We start from the raw sequence: 17,593 nt of genomic DNA on the forward strand, positions 1-17,593 counted from the left end.
AGGAAAAACGCATGAACGGCGCCGATATGCTGTGTGACGTCCTTCTGGTGAACGGCGTCGATGTCTGCTTTGCCAATCCCGGCACATCGGAGATGCATTTCGTCGCCGCTCTCGATCGCAAGCCAGCCATGCGCTGCGTGCTCGGCCTGTCTGAAGGTGTCGTCACGGGTGCCGCCGATGGTTATGCCCGCATGGCGGACAAGCCGGCCGCCACTCTTCTCCACCTCGGCCCCGGCCTCGCCAACGGTCTGGCCAATCTTCACAATGCCCGCCGCGCTCGCACGCCCATGCTGAACGTCGTCGGCGATCATGCTTCCTATCACCTTCAATATGACGCGCCGCTGACCAGCGATATCGAAAGCCTGGCCCGACCGATGTCCCATTGGGTCGGGCGCGCGAGCGGCCCGGCCGACATCCGCCGATGCACCGAAGAGGGCTATGTGGCAGCGCTTGCCAATCGCGGCGTCTCGACCATGATCCTGCCGGCGGACGCCGCCTGGGGCGAGGTTTCGCCGGAAACCCTTAAGCCGGCCGCAGTTCCTGCCCCGCCGGCGATCGACCCCGAGGCCCTGAAAGCCTCCGTCGTCGCGTTGCGCAGCGGCAAGCGTGTCGTGATCATGCTGGCCGGCCGCGCCATGCGGGAAAAGCCTGCCGAAATCGCCGGTCGCATCGCAGCCGCCACCGGCGCTGTGCTTTTCTCAACGTCCTCGGGCCGCAGCGCCCGCGGCGTCGGGCGCGCGCTCGTCCGGCCGGTGCCTTACAAGATCGACCTTGCCCTCGAAGCGCTCCAGGATTTCGAGGTCGCCATCTGCATCGGCGGACCACGCCCAGTCACCTTCTTTGCCTATCCCGGGAAACCCAGCACCACCCTGCCGCCTTCCTGCGAGATCATCCAGCTGGCGGAGCACGAACACGATCTCGCCGACGTGCTGGCGGCTCTCGCCGATGCACTCGGGATCAAGCAGGGAGCGGACTTCGTCCGCAACCGGTTCATCCAGCAGGATATCCAGGTGCCGACCGGAACGCTGACTCCCGATGCGATCAGCTTCGCCATCGGCCGCCGGCTACCGGAAAACGCAGTCATCATCGATGAAGGCCTGACCTCCGTCGGCCAATATCCGGTCTTGGCGCCCGGTCTCCCGCCCCACGATCACCTTCCGATCACCGGCGGCGCCATCGGCATCGGCATTCCGCTGGCTGCGGGCGCTGCGATCGGCGCGCCGGACCGCAAGGTGGTGGCGATGCAGGCCGACGGCAGCGGCATGTACACTGTGCAGGGCCTCTGGACCCAGGCGCGCGAACAGCTCGACGTCGTCACCATCGTCTTCGCCAACAGCGCCTACCGCATCCTTCAGGGCGAGATGACCAATGTCGGCGTCAATGCCTACGGCCGCAATGCCCAGCGGATGCTCGATCTCGACGCGCCAAGACTCGATTGGTGCTCGCTCGCCAAGGGCCTCGGCGTCGAAGCCGGCCGCGCGACGACGATCGAGGAGTTCGTCAAGCTGTTCGACGGCGCGCTCAGCCGCAAGGGACCGTTCCTGATCGAAGCCGTCATCGATTGATTGCCGGAGAGATTGCGCGCAGCCGTTACACCGCGACCAGATGGCCCGGAGAAACGGTCTTATAGTCGAGCGGATTGACTATATAGTCGACGGAGCGGATCGGGCTCTTGAGCTCGTCGCTGGCGACCGTCCGCTTTTCGCGGCGGCGGTCAGGGTCCGGTACCGGCACGGCGGCCATCAGTTTCTTCGTGTATTCGTGCTGCGGATTGCCGAACACGGAGGCGCGCGGGCCGATCTCGACGATCTCGCCGAGATACATGACCGCCACACGGTGGCTCACGCGTTCCACTACCGCCATGTCATGGCTGATGAACAGGAAGGCGAGGTTGAGGCTCTGCTGCAGATCGAGCATCAGGTTGATGACCTGCGCCTTGATCGACACGTCGAGCGCCGAGACGCTTTCGTCCGCGACGATCACCTTCGGTTCGAGCGCAAGCGCCCGGGCGATGCAGATACGCTGGCGCTGGCCCCCGGAGAATTCGTGCGGATAACGGTTCACCATGTCCGGCGTCAGGCCGACCTTGCGCAGCATCTCGGCGACCACCTCCTTCGCCTGTTTCGCCGTCCCCATCTTGTGTTCGAGATAAGGCTCGGCGATCGCCTGGCCGATCGTCATGCGCGGGTTGAGCGAGGCGAACGGATCCTGGAAGATCATCTGCACGGATTTGCGCATCTCGCGCATCTCCCGCTTGTCGAGCGCCAGCACGTCCCGGCCCTCGACGACGACCGAACCGGCATCCGGCTCGATCAGACGCATGATCGCGCGGCCGGTCGTCGACTTGCCGCAGCCGCTTTCGCCAACCAGCGACAACGTCTCGCCGGCATGCAGGTCGAAGGAGACGTTCTCGACCGCATGCACCCGGCCGCTGACACGACCGAACAGGCCGGAATGAATGTCGAACCGCTTGGTGAGGTTCTTCACCTCCAGAATGGGCCGGTCGTTGGCGGCAACCGTATCGGCCACCTCCACCTGGATGTCGGACTCCCCGGTCGCCGTGTTGACGACGGGAAAGCGCAGCGGCCGCTCATATTTCTGCATCGAACCGAGCACCGGCACCGCGGCGAGCAACGCCCGCGTATAGGGGTGTTTGCCGCGATGAAAGATATCAGGCGTGTCGCCCGTCTCCACCTGCTCGCCGCGATACATGACGATCGTCCGGTCGGCGACTTCGGCAACGACGCCCATGTCGTGGGTGATGAACAGGACCGACGTCCCCTCCTCGTCCTGCAGCAGCTTGATGAGATCGAGGATCTGGCCCTGGATGGTGACGTCGAGCGCGGTGGTCGGTTCGTCGGCGATCAGCAGCTTCGGCTTCGACGCCAAGGCCATTGCGATCATCACGCGCTGGCGCATGCCGCCTGAGAAACGGTGCGGATATCCGTCGAAACGCGACGCGGCCGACGGGATGCGCACCTTTTCGAGCAACCGGATGGTTTCGGCCTTCGCTTGCGCCGCCGACATCGCCTTATGGCAGAGCAGCGCTTCGGAAATCTGGTCGCCGATGGTGAAGAGCGGATTGAGGCTCGTCATCGGCTCCTGGAAGATCATCGCGACATCGTTACCGCGCACCTTGCGCATCTCGTGTTCGGGAAGCGCCAGAAGATCGCGCCCGCCGAGCATGATCCTGCCCTCGATACGGCTCGTGCCTTCCTGCAGAAGCCGCATGATCGAGAGGGAGGTGACGCTTTTGCCGGAGCCGCTTTCGCCGACGATCGCCACGGTCTCGCCGGGCGCGACGGTGAAGGAAACGTCACGCACGACCGACTTCCACTCCCCGTCCACGTTGAACGAGGTGGTCAGGTTCTCGACGGAGAGGACCGGCTGAGTGGACTGGACGGCTTGTGCTTGCGAAATGGCCATGATCGTTCCCTTCCTGTCGTTGTTGTCAGTTCAGTCCGGCCAGCGAAGCGCGCCGTCGAAACGGTGGCGGCTGCGTTCTTCGATCGGCGTCGCGATGATCTCGTTGGAGGCCCGAGCCTTGTCGAGCTCTTCCGTCAGGCGGGCCGCGACGATGGTTTCCTGGCCAGGATGCAGGTTGCAGGGATCGAGGTAGAAATAGTGATGTTCCACCTCATGGTCGCGGACGATGACCGGTGGATTGCCGCGGCCGAGCGCTGCTGCCAGATCCCAGGCGGTGATATGCGCTTCCGGCGCGGAGACGATCACCCGCATGCGGTCGAGCGGATTGTGGGTCGGGTCCGGCTCGATCAGGGCGGTGACGCCCGGGCGGCCGTCGAGCATCCGTTTCCACAGATTGAGATAGCCGGCTTCGCGTTCGCGGATGCCCGCATGATCACGCTTCTCCCAGGCTTCCAGCGCCGCCATGACGCCGAACACGCTTTCCTTGCCGACCTTCATGCCACGGCCGATACCCATGTTCTGCAGGAAGGCGCTGCGCACCAGTTCTTTCTTGCCCGCGACGATGCCCGAAGTCGGACCGCCGAGGAACTTATGGCCGGAATAAAGCACGATGTCCGCACCCTGTGAAAGGAAGAGCTTGAGGTCGTATTCCGAGGCCGCGTCGACGATGACCGGCACGCCCTTGGCATGGGCGATCTCGACGAACTCGACGAGGTTGAGCAGGCCGTAGTCAACGACGTGATGCGAGACGACATAGACCGCCGCGGCCGTCTTCTCGGTGATCGCGTTTTCCATGTGGTAGCGATGCGTCGAGGTCGCCTGGCCGATCAGCACGACCTTGCCGCCGGCAAGCCGGATCGCCTGGTCCACCGGTGCGCCATAGCTCACCACATGGCCCATCTGCACGAGCACTTCGTTCTTGTCGGGCGTCGTATCGGGCAGTTTCTCGATGGCCAGCAGGTTGTTGCCGGTGATCGCGCCCGCGACTGCGAGACTGATGCCGGAGGAGCAGGAGGCCGTCACGAAGCCCGCCTCGCCGCCGGTCAGCCGAGAGATGATCGCGCTCGCCTTACGCTGCAGATCGTTGATCTCGACGAATTGCGGCAGGATCGCCGCCATGGCCGCGATCGCCTCCGGAACCACGATCGAAGCCCCGAGGCTCGTCATCGTGCCAGAAACATTGATGACCGGGCGAAGGCCGATCTGGGTGCGGATATCATCGGACATTGTCGTTCTCCAAATTAACGGCCAACGGCGAATTGCCATCGACAGCTATGCCATAGTAATGTAATAGCCTCTCGAAATCACACGAGGAGCCCCACGGGGAACATCGAGTTGGACGCCAAGACTTCATCCGCAGACCTCTCCGTTAACGCCGGTTCCGACGTGGAAACGGAAGCCAAGGGCGCGCGCCGCTCGCGCGTGAGCGGCATCGACCGCGCGCTGCAGGTGATCGACTATCTTTACGAAACGGGTGCGCCGGCCGGCGCCTATGCGATTGCCAAGGCGGTCAAGGCCCCGCTGTCGACCGTCTATGTGATCATCGACGATCTGGTCGGGAAGAACATGCTCGCCCGCAATGCCGACGGCACGATCTGGCTTGGCGCCCGGCTTTACCACTACGGCCTCGCCTACGCCCGGTCGCTGGACTTCATGAGCGTCGCGACCCACGAGATGCACGACCTCTGCCGGCAGGCCGGCGAAACCGTGCAGGTCTGCGGCCGCGACGGTGACTACATGCTGGTGCTCGCCATGGCGGACGGCCCGAGCCATTACCAGGTCGCTTCGCGCGTCGGCACCCGTGTGCCGCTCAACTGGACGGCGTCCGGCCGGCTTCTCGTCGGGCACTTGGCCGAGGCCGAGCGGATCGAGCTTTTCAAGCGCTGCGCTCGCACCTCGCCCACCGGCCGCGCCGAGATCGACGCCCGCACGCTGTCCGACTCGGCGGGCAAGGCCTTCGAGCAGCGGCTGTCGATCCAGGTGGCGGAGTCCGATTATGCGGTTGCCTGCATCGCTTCGCCGATCTGCGACCGGAGCGGCGAGTGCGTCGCGACCATTTCCATCGTGCTGCCGGAACAGAAAGTCGTGTCCGACGAGAACCACTATACGGAACATGTCCGCGCTTCCGCCCAGCGGATCGAGAAGCTGATGGGTTGGCGCAACCACTGACCTTGTCTCCTCAGTCGTTCAGCGAGACGATCGCCTCGATTTCCACGGTGATATTGCCCGGCAGCGAGCCGAAACCGACAGCCGAACGGGCATGCTGTCCCGCATCCCCGAACACAGAGATAAAGAGATCCGAGCAGCCGTTGATGACGCTCGGATGATCCTCGAAATCCGGCACGGCATTGACCATGCCGAGCAACTTCACCACCCGCTTCACCCGTGAAAGGTCGCCGAGCGCCTCGTGCATGACGGCAAGCAGGTTGATGCCCACCAGCCGCGCATGCTGATAGGCGAGGTCGACGCTGACATCGGCGCCCACCTTGCCGGAATGCAGATGCCCATCCGCCTCGCGCGGCCCCTGGCCGGAGAGGTAGAGCATGTTGCCTTCACGGACATGCGTGACGAAATTGGCGATCGGCGGCGGCGGCGGCGGCAGCTTGATACCGAGCTCGCTCAGCCGATCGTAAGGTGTCTGTGCCGCGGGAGCGGCCTTTGCTGAAGACGTGTTCACGTCAACTCCTGTCATGCGATTTCAACAATGCGCCTCAGCGCCACGAGTAACCGTGGCTGTGGCGGACGAGCTTGCGGGCCCGTGGGATGTAGCGGCTGGCGGTGATGGCTTCCGAACCGATGACCGCGTAACGCGGCTCGAACAGTTTCTGGAGACGCGAAACGTCGCCATTGGAATCGGTCGCCTCGAGATCGGCGTCGATGAGATCGAAGATCGTGAAATCGGCGCGTTCGCCGACCGACAGCCGGTTTTCCATCGAAAGCTTGATGACTGACGCCGGGTGATGGGTGACCGCTTCGACAACCTTGTCGAACGGCATGCCGACCGACAGAAGCTTGGACATGGTGGTCGCCAGGTCCCAGACCGGGAAATTCATCGAATGGCCGTGCAGGTCGGTCGAGATCGAATAGGGCAGCAGGCCGCGGGCGATCGCCGCCTCCGCCACCTTGAACGAGAAGGACGCGCCGCCATGGCCGATGTCGAGGCGGATTCCTTCGCCGGCGCAGCGTTCGGCGAGATTGTAGAGGTCCTCGTCTTCCATGATGCTCGAACCGGCCTTGCCGTTGAAGCAATGGGTGACCACGTCGCCGGGGCCGAGGATTTCAAGCACCTCGTCGTAGAGCGCCGGCGGCTCGCCGACATGCACCATCATCGGCACCTTGAGGATCTTGGCGATCTTCTTGCCGAGCTTGACCGGTGTAACGCCCCAGGAACCGGTGATCACATGGCTCGCCCGCACCTTGATGCCGACGATATGCTCCTTGTTCTCCGCGTAACATTCGAGGATGCGGTCGAGATCGATATCGCGGATGTCGCGCAGTTCGGCGACGCGATTGCAGGCGACGAGGCCGATCGAACCGAGGTTCAGGAACGCCTTGATGCGCTCCCTGGACGGCTCGATGATGTACTCGCGAAAACCATGAAAATTGGCCTCGCCCGCAGAACCGGCGTCGACCAGCGTGGTGACGCCGCGCTCGGCGCCGCATTCCGATGGGCGGATCGAGATATCGGTGCCGCCATGCCAGATATGCACATGCAGGTCGATCCAACCGGGAGAGATGAAGGCGCCCTTGCCGTCGACGCGGATCGCCTCGGCAGGTGCTGCGAGCGACGAGCCGATAGCGGAAATCCGCCCGTCGGCGCCGACCAGGATATCGGTCGTGCCGGAGGCCGCATTGCCGCCGAAAGCCATCGGCTTCACATTGGTGAGGAGGAGCGGCTGGCCCGCTGTTTCACCGGTCATTTAGAGGTCCTTTCGAAGTCTTGGATCGAGCATGTCCCGCAATCCGTCGCCGACCATCTGCAGCGACAGCACGGAAAGAATGATGGCAAAGCCCGGGAAATAGGTCATCCAGTCGGCCTGGCCGATATATTGGCGCCCGCTGGCAATCATCGTTCCCCAGGTGGGAATTTCCGGGCTGACGCCGAGGCCGAGGAAGGAAAGTCCGGCTTCGGCGAGCATGGCGCTGGCGAACAGGAACGTGCCCTGCACCAGGATCGGCGATATGAGGTTGCGCAGCACGTGCCGCGTCATGATGTGGAAGGTCGAGATGCCCAGCGCCTTCGCCGCCTCCACGTAAGGCAGTTCGCGGATCACCAGCGTCGAGGCGCGGACGATGCGGGCGAGCCGCGGCGAATAGACGATCGACAGCGCGATGATCACCGTCACCAGCGATGGCCCGAGCGCTGCGACCAGCGCGATCGCGAGCAGGATGTCCGGAAAGGCCATCATCGCGTCGATCAGCCGGGCGATCGGCGTATCGAGCTTCTGGAAGAAGCCGGCCAGCAGCCCGAGCGTCACGCCGATGATCGCCGAAAGGCTGACGACGGCAGCGCCGACCAGCAGCGACAGCCGCCCCGCAAAAATGGTGCGCGAGAAGATGTCGCGGCCGAACTCGTCGGTGCCGAACCAGTAGATCTCGCTCGGCGGCTTCAGCCGGTTGACGATCGACAGTTTCGACGGCGAATAGGGCGCGATCCACGGCGCGAAAACCGCAAGCAGGACGAAGACCACGATGACGATCAGTCCGAGCGCGACCGTCTTGCGTTTCAGGAAACGGCGAAAGAACTTGGCTCCTTCGCTCGAGGCCGGTTTGGTGGTGACAATCTCCGCCATCAGTAGCGCACCCTTGGATCGACCAGCAGATAGAGCATGTCGATCGCGAAATTGATCAGGACATAGAGGGCGGCGATGACGAGCAGCGCGCCCTGGATGACGGGGTAGTCACGCCGCAGCACCGCCGAGACCACCAGATTGCCGACGCCCGGCAGGCTGAACACGGTCTCGGTGACGACGGCACCGGAAATCAGCACGGCAGCGGTGAGGCCAAGCACGGTGAGGATCGGGATCAGCGCGTTCTTCAGCGCATGTTTCAGCACGACCCGCCGCTCGATCAGCCCCTTCGCGCGGGCGGTGCGGATATAATCGTCGCCGAGTACGTCGAGCATCGAGGCGCGGGTAAAACGCAGGATCAGCGCTGAGGAGACGAGGCCGAGCGCGAAGGCCGGCAAAGTCAGGTGATACATACGCTCGGCAAAGCTGGCGCCCGGCCCGCCATAGCCGGAAACGGGGAAGAAGTTCATCCGCACGGCGAAGAACTGCATCAGGATGAGGCCGAGCCAGAAGCTCGGAATGCTGGCAGCCAGCATTGCAACCGTCGTCGCGGCCTGGTCGACGAAGGACCCGCGCCGATAGGCGGCATAGATGCCGATCGGCAGCGCGATGACGCTGGCAATCGCCAACGAGAAGATCGTCAGGAAAAATGTAGGTTCGGCGCGGTCGAGAAGCGCTGACGTCACCGGCATGTTGAGAAATATCGACTGGCCGAGGTCGCCCCTCAGAAGCTGGCCGATATAGAAGACATATTGAACCGCGATCGACTGATCGAGGCCGAGACGCGTGCGCAATTCGGCGACGTCCTCGGCCGTGGCATCCGGTCCGAGCATGACCGCGGCCGGATCACCGGGCGTCACCCGAACGATCACGAAGACGATCGTGACGACGAGGAACATCACCACGATCATGCCGGCAAGGCGTTGAAGGATATAGCGTATCATACGACGGTGTTCCTGTGTCCGGCATTGCGGACATCATCGAAGACGGATGCCGGTCCGTAAACCGGCATCCGATCCTTAAGAGGATTATTACTTCTTGATGGATGCATTCCAGAAATAGGGCCACGGAGCCGGATCGACGCCCTGAAGCTTGGTCGAGATCGCAGAAACCGCGTTGAAATCGCCGATCTTCATGAAAGGCGCCTCGTCATACAGGGCCTTCTGGACATTGGCCCAGAGCTCGACGCGCTTCTTCGGATCCGATTCTGCCGAGAAGGCGTCAACGGCTGCCTTTCTGGCAGGCGTATCCCACCAGCCCGGCGAGCTCGGCGCCAGAGAACCGATCAGTGCCGGCTCCGGCAGGAAGGGGCTGTGGGTGATGTAGATGTCCCAGAGCGCCTTGTCGGTGCGGCGCTGGGTAAGCGTTGCCCAGTCGACCACCTGCATGTCGACGGTAAAGCCGGCAAGCTTCAGATACTCGGCGGCGACCTGCGCCATCTTGTAGTGAAACTCGTATTGGCGGCTGGTCAGGATGCGGATCGGCTTGCCGTCATAGCCCGCGGCCTTCGCGGCAGCGGCAGCACCTTCCGGATCGGCGGCGTTATAGTTGCCTTTCACGCCGGCATCCGTGCTCCAGCTGAAGGAGGCCGGGTAGATGTTGCCGTTGAGGGCGTAGAAATCCTTGCTGCCGAAAGCGGCGGCCAGCATGTCTTCCATGCTGAGCGCCTGGCGGATCGCCTTTCGCACGCCAAGGCTCTTGGCGGCGCCTTCCGCGGTGTTGAAGACGAAGACCGGATAGCCGAACGGCTTCAGGAGCAGCGGCTGGGTGGCCTTCGAGGCCTTCAGCTTGTCGAAGGATTCGACCGGCAGGGAATCGATATAATCGTACTGGCCGGAAACGGCAGCTTCCACGCGGGTGTTCGGGTCCGGAACCGGCACGAAACGGATCTCGTCGAGATACTGGTGGCGGGCGCCGCCATAACCATCGCTCCCGCCCGACCGCGGCTTATAGTCCTTGAAGCGGACGAGCTGGATATACTGATCCGCCTTGCGCTCCTTCAGCATATAGGGTCCAGTACCGGCAAAGTCGGTCATCGTATCGGCCTGCTTTTCAGCCGGGATGATGATTGCAGCGGAGTTGTTGAAGGCGAGCAGCGAGACGAGCGGCGCATAGGGCTGCTTCAGCTTGATCGTTACGGTCGCCGGATCGGCGGCGGAGACGGACTCGATGAAACCGGCGGCCTGCTTGCCGCGCGAGGCGAGCTTGGTCCAGCGGGTGAGCGAGGCGACGACATCTTCCGAGGTCATGTCGCTGCCGTCATGGAATTTGATGCCGGTGCGCAGCTTGACCGTATAGGTTTTGCCGTCGTCGCTGACCGCAGGCAGGCTTTCCGCGAGAAGCGGCGTGACGCCCCACTTCTTGTCGAACGTATAGAGCGTCTCGAAAATGTGCTGCGTAACGATACCAACAAGGTCGGCCGTCGACGTCATCGGATCGAGCGTCGGCGGCTCGCCGATGGTCGCGACGTTGATAACGCCGCCCTTCTCCTGCGCCATCAGGAATGACGGCGTGGCGACGAGCGCGGTTGCAACAAGGAATGCAAGCTTCAGCTTCATGATAGTCTCCCGTTTTTGTTCCACAATTATGTTATATAAGCTTTTATAACAGAATACAGAACGCAAATGCCCTGTCAATGGGGAGGTAGCGACGAGCAGCGGCCGCCGCTGAGAACCGGATTTGCAACTCCAACGCCGAGAGGTTTCAGCCGAGGTGGTTTGCTGAGCTCCACGATCGGCAGTGCGACGTGCCGGCGCCCCACAAAATCTCGATCTAATTTGTCGCCTGGGGCTGGACGAATGCGTCTTCGACAGCGAAAACACACAGCCTTGACTGCGAGCCGAAAACCGCGCTTCGCGCCAAGCGGAAGAGCAAGACAAGATAGGGTGGCCCATTCGGCCACATCTAACGGGAGGAGATACACCAGCATGACCGACAATCTCATCGATACGTTTGCCAACGGGCTTTTTGTCGGCCGCGTCTGGAATCCGGCTGTTTCGGGGCCGAGCGTCGTCACCCTGCGTGACGGTGCCCTGGTCGATATCACCAGCAAGGAAGCCCCGACCCTCAGCGCGCTTCTGGAGCGCGCCGATACTGCGGAATTTGTCCGAAACGCCGCTGGCCCGGTCATCGGCACGTTGGAAGACCTTGCTGGGAACAGCACGGGCAGACCCGATCCGTCGCGTCCCCACCTGCTGGCGCCCGTCGATCTCCAGGCGATCAAGGCCTGCGGCGTGACGTTCGCGCAATCGATGATCGAGCGCGTCATCGAGGAGAAGGCCGCCGGCAATCCGGACAGGGCGGCCGCCATCCGGCAGACCGTCAGCACGATCATCGGCGGCAGCCTAAAGGACCTGAAGGCCGGCTCGCCGCAATCCGCAAGCGTCAAGGAAGCGCTGATCAGGGAGGGCATGTGGTCGCAATATCTCGAAGTCGGGATCGGCCCGGATGCCGAAGTCTTCACCAAGGCGCCGGTGCTTTCCTCGGTCGGCTGGGGCGCGGATGTCGGCCTCCATCCGGTATCTACCTGGAACAACCCCGAACCGGAAATCGTCCTGGCGGTCAACAGCCATGGCGAGATCAAGGGAGCGACACTCGGCAACGACGTCAACCTGCGCGACGTCGAAGGGCGCTCGGCGCTTCTGCTCGGCAAGGCAAAGGACAACAATGCCTCCTGCTCGATCGGGCCTTTCATCCGGCTCTTCGAGGAGGGTTATGGACTGGACGATGTCCGCAATGCCGAACTCGACCTGCGCGTGACGGGGCCGGAGGGATATGTCCTCAACGGCAAGAGCTCGATGTCGCAGATCAGCCGCGACCCGCTCGATCTCGTCAAGCATACATGTGGCGATCATCATCAGTATCCCGACGGCTTCATGCTGTTTCTCGGCACGCTGTTTGCACCGACCGAGGACCGCGACGTGCCGAACCAGGGCTTTACCCACAAGATCGGCGACATCGTCGAAATTTCGTCTCCGGGCCTCGGCACGCTGCGCAACACGGTACGCCTCTCGACCGAATGCCCTCCCTGGAGTTTCGGCATCTCGGCACTGATGAAGAACCTCGCTGCCCGTGGGTTGCTCTAGATAGAGCAGCCCTCCTTCTTTCTCGCATCGCCGACTGCCGACCCTCGCCACGGCAGTCAAATCGGTCTATGAGACCGGCATGGACGAGACGGGACGCCGAACAGAATGAATACGCCTTGGAACAAGCCGGTCGTCATATCGATCGGCGAGCCGCCGGCCGAAACCGCGATCGAAACGACGCAGGCCGCGGCATGGGCGATGATCGAAGACTGGCCGGTGGAGGATGGCACCGCCCTCGACCGGGCGCTCGAAGTCTGCGCCGCGGTGGATGCCGGAAAGCGCAAGCCTGAAGAAGCCAGAAAGGCCTTCGTCGAAGCGGCTATGGAAGCGCATATCCTGATCCGCGCCTGAGCCTTCCGCCAGATCGATCCACGTCATCCCAAAGACCGAAGCAGGCTGCTCGCTCCCTCCCCGGGACAAGCGCCAGGCCCTGCGCTCGCCGGTTACGCAAAGAAAGGCGTTGACAGGCGCGCGGCCGGTTGGGGACAACGGGAGCTGATTTCGCGCCTTGCCGGTTCGCGGCCGGCGTCGAAATGAGGATGGCCGATCGGTTTGACCGGCAGAATGATAACAGGGGATTTGAGAGCATGACCGATTTCGATGCTGTGCACGAACGCCGGGGCACCGGCAGCTCGAAGTGGAGCAAGTATCCGGACGACGTGCTGCCCATGTGGGTCGCCGACATGGACTTCCCCGCGGCACCGGAGATCGTCGACGCCATCCGCAACCGGCTCGAACATCCGATGCTCGGCTACGGCGTCGCCCGCGACGAATTGCGCACCCGGATCGTCGCCGACATGCAGGAAAAATACGGCTGGACGGTCTCGCCGGACGAGATCGTCTTCCTTCCGGGCGTCGTTCCAGGTTTCAACATGGCGCTGCACGCGATGCTCAAGCCCGGCGACGGCGTGCTGGTTCAGCCGCCGGTCTATCGTCCGATCCTCGAAGCTCCGGCGGACTGGAACCTTGTCCGCCGCGAAGCGCCGCTTTTGCCGACCGCCGAAGGCCATGTGATGGACACCGACGTTCTGGCCGCGGAACTGGCGAAGTCAAAGGCGCTGCTCTTCTGCAACCCGCAGAACCCGACGGGCAAGGTATTCACGACGGACGAACTGAAGACGATCGCCGACCTCTGCCGTCAGAATGATACGCTGATCATCTCCGACGAGATCCATTGCGACCTCCTGTTCGACGGCCGCCGGCACGTGCCGATCGCCGCGCTTTCGCAAGACGCCGCAAACCGCACGATCACCCTGATGGCCGCCAGCAAGACCTATAACATAGCCGGCCTCAAGACCGCCTTCGCGATTATCGGCAACAAGGCGATCCGCGAGAAATTCAACCAGGCACGCCTCGGAATGGTCGACAACGCCAATATCATCGGGCTTGAAGCGACACTTGCGGCCTTCTCGAAGGCCGGCGACTGGAAGACCCGGATGCTCGCCTACATCGAGGCCAACCGCGATTATCTGTCGGCCGAGATCGCGCGCCGGTTCCCCAAGATCAAGCTCATCCCCTCGGAAGGCACGTTCCTCGCCTGGCTCGACTGCACGGAACTCGGTCTGGAACCGGATGCTCAGAGCTATTTCCTCGAGCACGGCAAGGTCGGCTTCAATGCCGGATCGGACTTCGGCGCGGCCTACGGCAACTTCGTCCGCGTCAACTTCGGATGTCCGCGCATCCTGCTTGACGAGGGCCTGGCACGCATGGAGCGCGCACTCGGCCGGAACACCTGATCGGATCACAAGAATTGACCGCCGGCGGAACTCATCCGCCGGTATCATTCCAGGTTGGAGGGATCAGACGATCCCGCCGCCACCGCTGGTCGAGGCCGGGCGTTCCGCGGCGACCTGTTTCCGATAACCGCTGGCGCGATAGGTCGCGACCGGATCGATCGCTCCGCCTGCGCGGCGGCGGGCTTCGGCAAGGATCGGTTCCACATCGGTGCGATAGGCGCGCTTCAGCGTCTCGGATGCCATCAGTGCATCGTTTTCCTGCTGGAATCCGTCAAGCGCTGTCCGGTCGACCAGCAATGCCTGGGCATAGGCGCGGCGGATTTCGTTGGCGCTGGAAATCAGGCTCTCGATCGGATCGGTAACGTTGTGCGACTGGTCGATCATATGCGCCGGGCGGAAATCCTTGATCCCCCGATGTTCCGCATCCACCAACTCGTTGAAGACGAGGAAGAGACGGTAGGGCTCGATCGCACCGGCATCGAGGTCGTCGTCGCCATATTTGGAATCGTTGAAGTGGAAGCCGCCGAGCTTTCCGAACTGGATGAGGCGGGCCACGATCATCTCGATATTGGTGTTCGGCGCGTGATGGCCGAGATCGACGAGGCAGAATGCCTTCGGTCCGAGCGTATTGGCGATCAGGTAATTCGTGCCCCAGTCCTGCACCACCGTCGAATAGAAGGCCGGTTCGTACATCTTGTGCTCGGAAAACAGCCGCCAGTCCTCCGGCAGCGCCTTGTAGATTTCCGCCATCGAAGCGAGATAGCGTTCGAAAACGCGCGTGAAATGGCTCTGGCCCGGAAAGTTCGAGCCGTCGCCGATCCACACCGTCAGGGCCTTGGAGCCGATCGCCTTGCCGATCTCGATACATTCGAGATTGTGCTCGATCGCCTGGGTGCGCGTCGCAGCGTTCGTATGGCTGAGCGAGCCGTATTTGTAGGAATGCGCCTGCCCCGGTGCATCGGAAAACGTATTCGAGTTCATCGCATCGAAACCGAGACCGAGCGCATCGCCCTTGGCCAACAACTCCTTCGGATCCGCCTTGTCCCAAGGGATATGCAGCGAGACCGTCGGCGTCGCCTGGGTCAGTTGGTGAATGACGGCGCAGTCATCGAGCTTGTCGAAAATGCCGCGCGGCTCGCCTTGACCCGGAAAACGGGCGAAACGCGTACCACCGGTGCCGACGCCCCAGGAGGGCACTGCGACGAAGAACTTTTCGACATCCCGGGTGATCGTTTCGATATCGATGCCGCGCCGCGACAGGTTCTCGCCGAGCGCATCGTAATCGGATTTGAGAGCTGCTGTGCGTTTGTCGTTTTCAGCGGCGATCACATTGGTCGTGATCTTTAACTCGGCCATTCGGTCCTCCCATCTGATATTTGTCTCTTCTCCCCTGCGGGAGAAGAGAGTGCCTTACCGCGTAAAGCTCTGGGCGTTGCCGGCATCCACGTTGATGATATTGCCCGTCGACTTGGCCGAGGCATCGCTGGCGAGGAAATAGATCGCCTCCGCAATATCCTCCGGGAAGACATTGAGCTTGAGCAGCGACCGCTTGCGGTAGTGCTCCTCCAGGTCGTCCACCTCGATCTTCGACGAGGCAGCCCGCTGTTCGCGCCATTCGCCGTTCCAGATCTTCGATCCGCGCAGGACCGCATCCGGATTGACCGTATTGACGCGGATGCCGGCCTCGGCGCCCTCGAGCGCCAGGCAGCGGGCGAGATGGATTTCGGCAGCCTTGGCAGTGCAATAGGCCGACGCATTCGGAGAAGAGGCAAGCCCGTTCTTGGAAGCGACAAAGACGACGTTGCCGCCGAGCTTCTGGCGCCGGAACAACCGGAAGGCTTCACGCGAAACGAGGAAATAACCCGTCGCCAGGATGTCGATATTCTTGCTCCACATGGCAAGCGTGGTTTCCTCGACCGGTGCGGAAGACGCGATCCCGGCATTCGAGACGAGGATATCGACGCCGCCGAATTCGACGCAGGCCTCGGCAAACGCAGTGATCACCGCGTCCTCGGTCGTCACGTCGAGCAGGACCCCACGCACCGCGTCCTTGCCGAACGACTTTTCGAAATCTGCTCTGGTCGTGTCGAGCGCGCCGCCGTCGATATCGGCGAGCACCACGCAGGCACCCTCACCCATCAGCCTGGCGGCCGTCGCCCGCCCGATGCCGCCGGCGCCGCCGGTGACGAAGGCCACCTGTCCGGCAAGGCTTTTCGGTTTCGGCATGCGCTGCAGCTTGGCCTCTTCAAGCAGCCAGTATTCGATGTCAAAGGCCTCCTGCTCCGGCAGGCCCTGATATTCGGAAACCGTGGACGCCCCGCGCATCACGTTGATGGCGTTGACGTAGAACTCGCCGGCAATGCGGGCCGTCGCCTTGTCACGCGCAAACGACAGCAGACCGACGCCGGGGATCAGGAAGATGACCGGGTTGGGATCGCGGATCTTCGGCGAGTTGTCGTGCTTGCAGGTCTCATAATAGCGCGTGTAGTCGGCGCGGTAGTCTTCCAGCGCCTTGTCGAGGCCGGCGAGAACCGCATCGACATCCGGCTTCGCGGGGTCGAAATCGAGGATCAGCGGGCGGATTTTTGTGCGCAGGAAGTGGTCCGGGCAGGATGTACCGAGCGCCCCGAGCGGCTGCAGGTTCTTGGAATTGACGAATTCCAGCACCGCGTCCTGATCGTCGAAATGGCCGAGCTTGCGCTCCACCTTGCCGATCCGGCCGCGGATTTCCGGCATCAGTTTCGCGACGATCGCCCGGCGTTCCGGCGCGGGCAGGCTCTTGGTCGCGGCACCACCGAAGATCGTCTTGCCTTCGGTCTCTTTCGCGAACCATTCGATCGCCTTGTTGATGATGTCGAGCGTCAGTTCGTAGCAGGCCTTGGCATCATTTGCCCAGGTGAACAGGCCGTGGCTTTCCAGCACGACGCCCTTGGCATTCGGGTTCGCCTTGACGAACGCTTCGAGATCGAGCCCGAGCTGGAAACCCGGCCGCCGCCAGGGCAGCCAGCCGATTTCGGCACCGAAGACCTGTTGCGTCAGTTCCCTTGAGTTTTTGGAAGCCGCGATTGCGATAATCGCGTCCGGGTGCATGTGGTCCACATGGGTGAACGGCACGAAACCATGCAGCGGGGTATCGATGGAAGCGGCCCGCGGATTGAGGTTGAAGGTGCAATGCGGCAGGAAGCCAACCATGCGGTCCTCGTCCTCGACGCCCTTGTAGATCCCCTTCAGCGCTTCCAGCTTGTCCATGTAGAGGGTGGCGAAACCGTCGAGCTTGATCGTGCCGACATCGCCGCCCGACCCCTTCACCCACATGACCTTCACTTTTTCGCCGGTCAGCGGATCGGTTTCCATCACCTTGGCCGAGGTATTGCCGCCGCCGTAATTGGTGATGCGCTTGTCGGCACCGAGAAGATTGGAGCGATAGAGCAGCTTGCCGGGCTCATCGAGCTTGGCGGCCTGGGCATCGTCCCAACGGTTTTCGAGAAGGCGGGTTTGGCCCGACATTGCTTGTCCTCCCAACGTGTTTCGGCTCACGGCGACGAGGCGGCCGCCA

General features: G+C 62.7%; 14 protein-coding genes. 5 read left to right on the top strand and 9 right to left on the bottom strand.

All coding sequences use genetic code 11. From position 1 onward, the window contains the following. Positions 1-11 precede the first annotated feature (11 nt). Complete coding sequence (locus ACSQ3G_RS16420; RefSeq protein ID WP_436110787.1) at positions 12-1,565, top strand: acetolactate synthase large subunit; 1,554 nt, start codon at positions 12-14, stop codon at positions 1,563-1,565. A 25-nt stretch (positions 1,566-1,590) separates the two neighbouring features. On the opposite strand, the gene ACSQ3G_RS16425 is transcribed toward ACSQ3G_RS16420, so the two are convergent. Both ACSQ3G_RS16425 and ACSQ3G_RS16430 read right to left on the bottom strand, forming a co-directional pair. Further along, complete coding sequence (locus ACSQ3G_RS16425; protein ID WP_436110788.1) at positions 1,591-3,426, bottom strand: ABC transporter ATP-binding protein; 1,836 nt, start codon at positions 3,424-3,426, stop codon at positions 1,591-1,593. A 30-nt stretch (positions 3,427-3,456) separates the two neighbouring features. After that, entirely contained in the window at positions 3,457-4,653 is a 1,197-nt protein-coding gene (locus ACSQ3G_RS16430) for an aminotransferase class V-fold PLP-dependent enzyme (RefSeq protein ID WP_436110789.1), read from the bottom strand. Between the two features lie 102 nt (positions 4,654-4,755). Between ACSQ3G_RS16430 and ACSQ3G_RS16435 the strand changes: the two genes are divergently transcribed. Then, positions 4,756-5,595, top strand: a complete 840-nt coding sequence (locus tag ACSQ3G_RS16435) for an IclR family transcriptional regulator (protein WP_436111729.1) — start codon at positions 4,756-4,758, stop codon at positions 5,593-5,595. A 10-nt stretch (positions 5,596-5,605) separates the two neighbouring features. On the opposite strand, the gene ACSQ3G_RS16440 is transcribed toward ACSQ3G_RS16435, so the two are convergent. The 5 genes from ACSQ3G_RS16440 to ACSQ3G_RS16460 all read right to left on the bottom strand — a co-directional run bounded on the left by ACSQ3G_RS16440 (position 5,606) and on the right by ACSQ3G_RS16460 (position 10,774). Then, positions 5,606-6,118 (bottom strand): RidA family protein, encoded by a 513-nt coding sequence (locus ACSQ3G_RS16440; protein ID WP_105420060.1) that lies wholly within the window; start codon positions 6,116-6,118, stop codon positions 5,606-5,608. Between the two features lie 19 nt (positions 6,119-6,137). Beyond that, positions 6,138-7,346 carry an amidohydrolase/deacetylase family metallohydrolase gene (locus ACSQ3G_RS16445; RefSeq protein ID WP_436110790.1) on the bottom strand — a complete coding sequence of 403 codons (1,209 nt, stop codon included), beginning with the start codon at positions 7,344-7,346 and terminating at the stop codon, positions 6,138-6,140. Continuing rightward, entirely contained in the window at positions 7,347-8,219 is an 873-nt protein-coding gene (locus ACSQ3G_RS16450) for an ABC transporter permease (protein WP_105439734.1), read from the bottom strand. Further along, a complete protein-coding gene (locus tag ACSQ3G_RS16455) occupies positions 8,219-9,160 on the bottom strand; it encodes an ABC transporter permease (RefSeq protein WP_436110791.1) in 942 nt (313 codons plus the stop codon). The genes ACSQ3G_RS16450 and ACSQ3G_RS16455 overlap by 1 nt, the downstream gene beginning before the upstream one ends. An 87-nt stretch (positions 9,161-9,247) precedes the next feature. Next, complete coding sequence (locus tag ACSQ3G_RS16460; RefSeq protein WP_436110792.1) at positions 9,248-10,774, bottom strand: ABC transporter substrate-binding protein; 1,527 nt, start codon at positions 10,772-10,774, stop codon at positions 9,248-9,250. Between the two features lie 369 nt (positions 10,775-11,143). On the opposite strand from ACSQ3G_RS16460, the gene ACSQ3G_RS16465 reads away from it, so the two are divergent. From ACSQ3G_RS16465 to ACSQ3G_RS16475, 3 genes are all read left to right on the top strand, one after another. Beyond that, the gene (locus ACSQ3G_RS16465; protein WP_436110793.1) at positions 11,144-12,301 is read left to right on the top strand and encodes a fumarylacetoacetate hydrolase family protein; all 1,158 of its coding nucleotides are present in this window, start codon (positions 11,144-11,146) and stop codon (positions 12,299-12,301) included. A gap of 105 nt (positions 12,302-12,406) precedes the next feature. Further along, on the top strand, positions 12,407-12,652 hold the full coding sequence (locus ACSQ3G_RS16470; RefSeq protein WP_037085740.1) for a DUF982 domain-containing protein: 246 nt from the start codon (positions 12,407-12,409) through the stop codon (positions 12,650-12,652). Between the two features lie 236 nt (positions 12,653-12,888). After that, positions 12,889-14,037, top strand: coding sequence for a MalY/PatB family protein (locus ACSQ3G_RS16475; RefSeq protein ID WP_436110794.1), 1,149 nt, complete (start codon positions 12,889-12,891; stop codon positions 14,035-14,037). 63 nt (positions 14,038-14,100) lie between these two features. On the opposite strand, the gene rhaI is transcribed toward ACSQ3G_RS16475, so the two are convergent. Then, complete coding sequence (gene rhaI, locus ACSQ3G_RS16480) at positions 14,101-15,393, bottom strand: L-rhamnose catabolism isomerase (RefSeq protein WP_436110795.1); 1,293 nt, start codon at positions 15,391-15,393, stop codon at positions 14,101-14,103. Positions 15,394-15,447: 54 nt separating this feature from the next. Further along, entirely contained in the window at positions 15,448-17,544 is a 2,097-nt protein-coding gene (locus ACSQ3G_RS16485) for a bifunctional rhamnulose-1-phosphate aldolase/short-chain dehydrogenase (protein WP_436110796.1), read from the bottom strand. Positions 17,545-17,593 lie beyond the last annotated feature (49 nt).

Origin of the sequence: Neorhizobium tomejilense (genome assembly GCF_964254135.1) — a bacterium.
GTDB classification, from domain to species: Bacteria; Pseudomonadota; Alphaproteobacteria; order Rhizobiales; family Rhizobiaceae; genus Neorhizobium; species Neorhizobium tomejilense.

Bases quoted from the DNA above. Each gene is read 5' to 3' on its own strand.
- ACSQ3G_RS16420 (WP_436110787.1), top strand. From the start codon at position 12: ATGAACGGCGCCGATATGCTGTGTGACGTCCTTCTGGTGAACGGCGTC.
- ACSQ3G_RS16425 (WP_436110788.1), bottom strand. From the start codon at position 3,426: ATGGCCATTTCGCAAGCACAAGCCGTCCAGTCCACTCAGCCGGTCCTC.
- ACSQ3G_RS16430 (WP_436110789.1), bottom strand. From the start codon at position 4,653: ATGTCCGATGATATCCGCACCCAGATCGGCCTTCGCCCGGTCATCAAT.
- ACSQ3G_RS16440 (WP_105420060.1), bottom strand. From the start codon at position 6,118: ATGACAGGAGTTGACGTGAACACGTCTTCAGCAAAGGCCGCTCCCGCG.
- ACSQ3G_RS16445 (WP_436110790.1), bottom strand. From the start codon at position 7,346: ATGACCGGTGAAACAGCGGGCCAGCCGCTCCTCCTCACCAATGTGAAG.
- ACSQ3G_RS16450 (WP_105439734.1), bottom strand. From the start codon at position 8,219: ATGGCGGAGATTGTCACCACCAAACCGGCCTCGAGCGAAGGAGCCAAG.
- ACSQ3G_RS16455 (WP_436110791.1), bottom strand. From the start codon at position 9,160: ATGATACGCTATATCCTTCAACGCCTTGCCGGCATGATCGTGGTGATG.
- ACSQ3G_RS16460 (WP_436110792.1), bottom strand. From the start codon at position 10,774: ATGAAGCTGAAGCTTGCATTCCTTGTTGCAACCGCGCTCGTCGCCACG.
- ACSQ3G_RS16465 (WP_436110793.1), top strand. From the start codon at position 11,144: ATGACCGACAATCTCATCGATACGTTTGCCAACGGGCTTTTTGTCGGC.
- ACSQ3G_RS16470 (WP_037085740.1), top strand. From the start codon at position 12,407: ATGAATACGCCTTGGAACAAGCCGGTCGTCATATCGATCGGCGAGCCG.
- ACSQ3G_RS16475 (WP_436110794.1), top strand. From the start codon at position 12,889: ATGACCGATTTCGATGCTGTGCACGAACGCCGGGGCACCGGCAGCTCG.
- rhaI (WP_436110795.1), bottom strand. From the start codon at position 15,393: ATGGCCGAGTTAAAGATCACGACCAATGTGATCGCCGCTGAAAACGAC.
- ACSQ3G_RS16485 (WP_436110796.1), bottom strand. From the start codon at position 17,544: ATGTCGGGCCAAACCCGCCTTCTCGAAAACCGTTGGGACGATGCCCAG.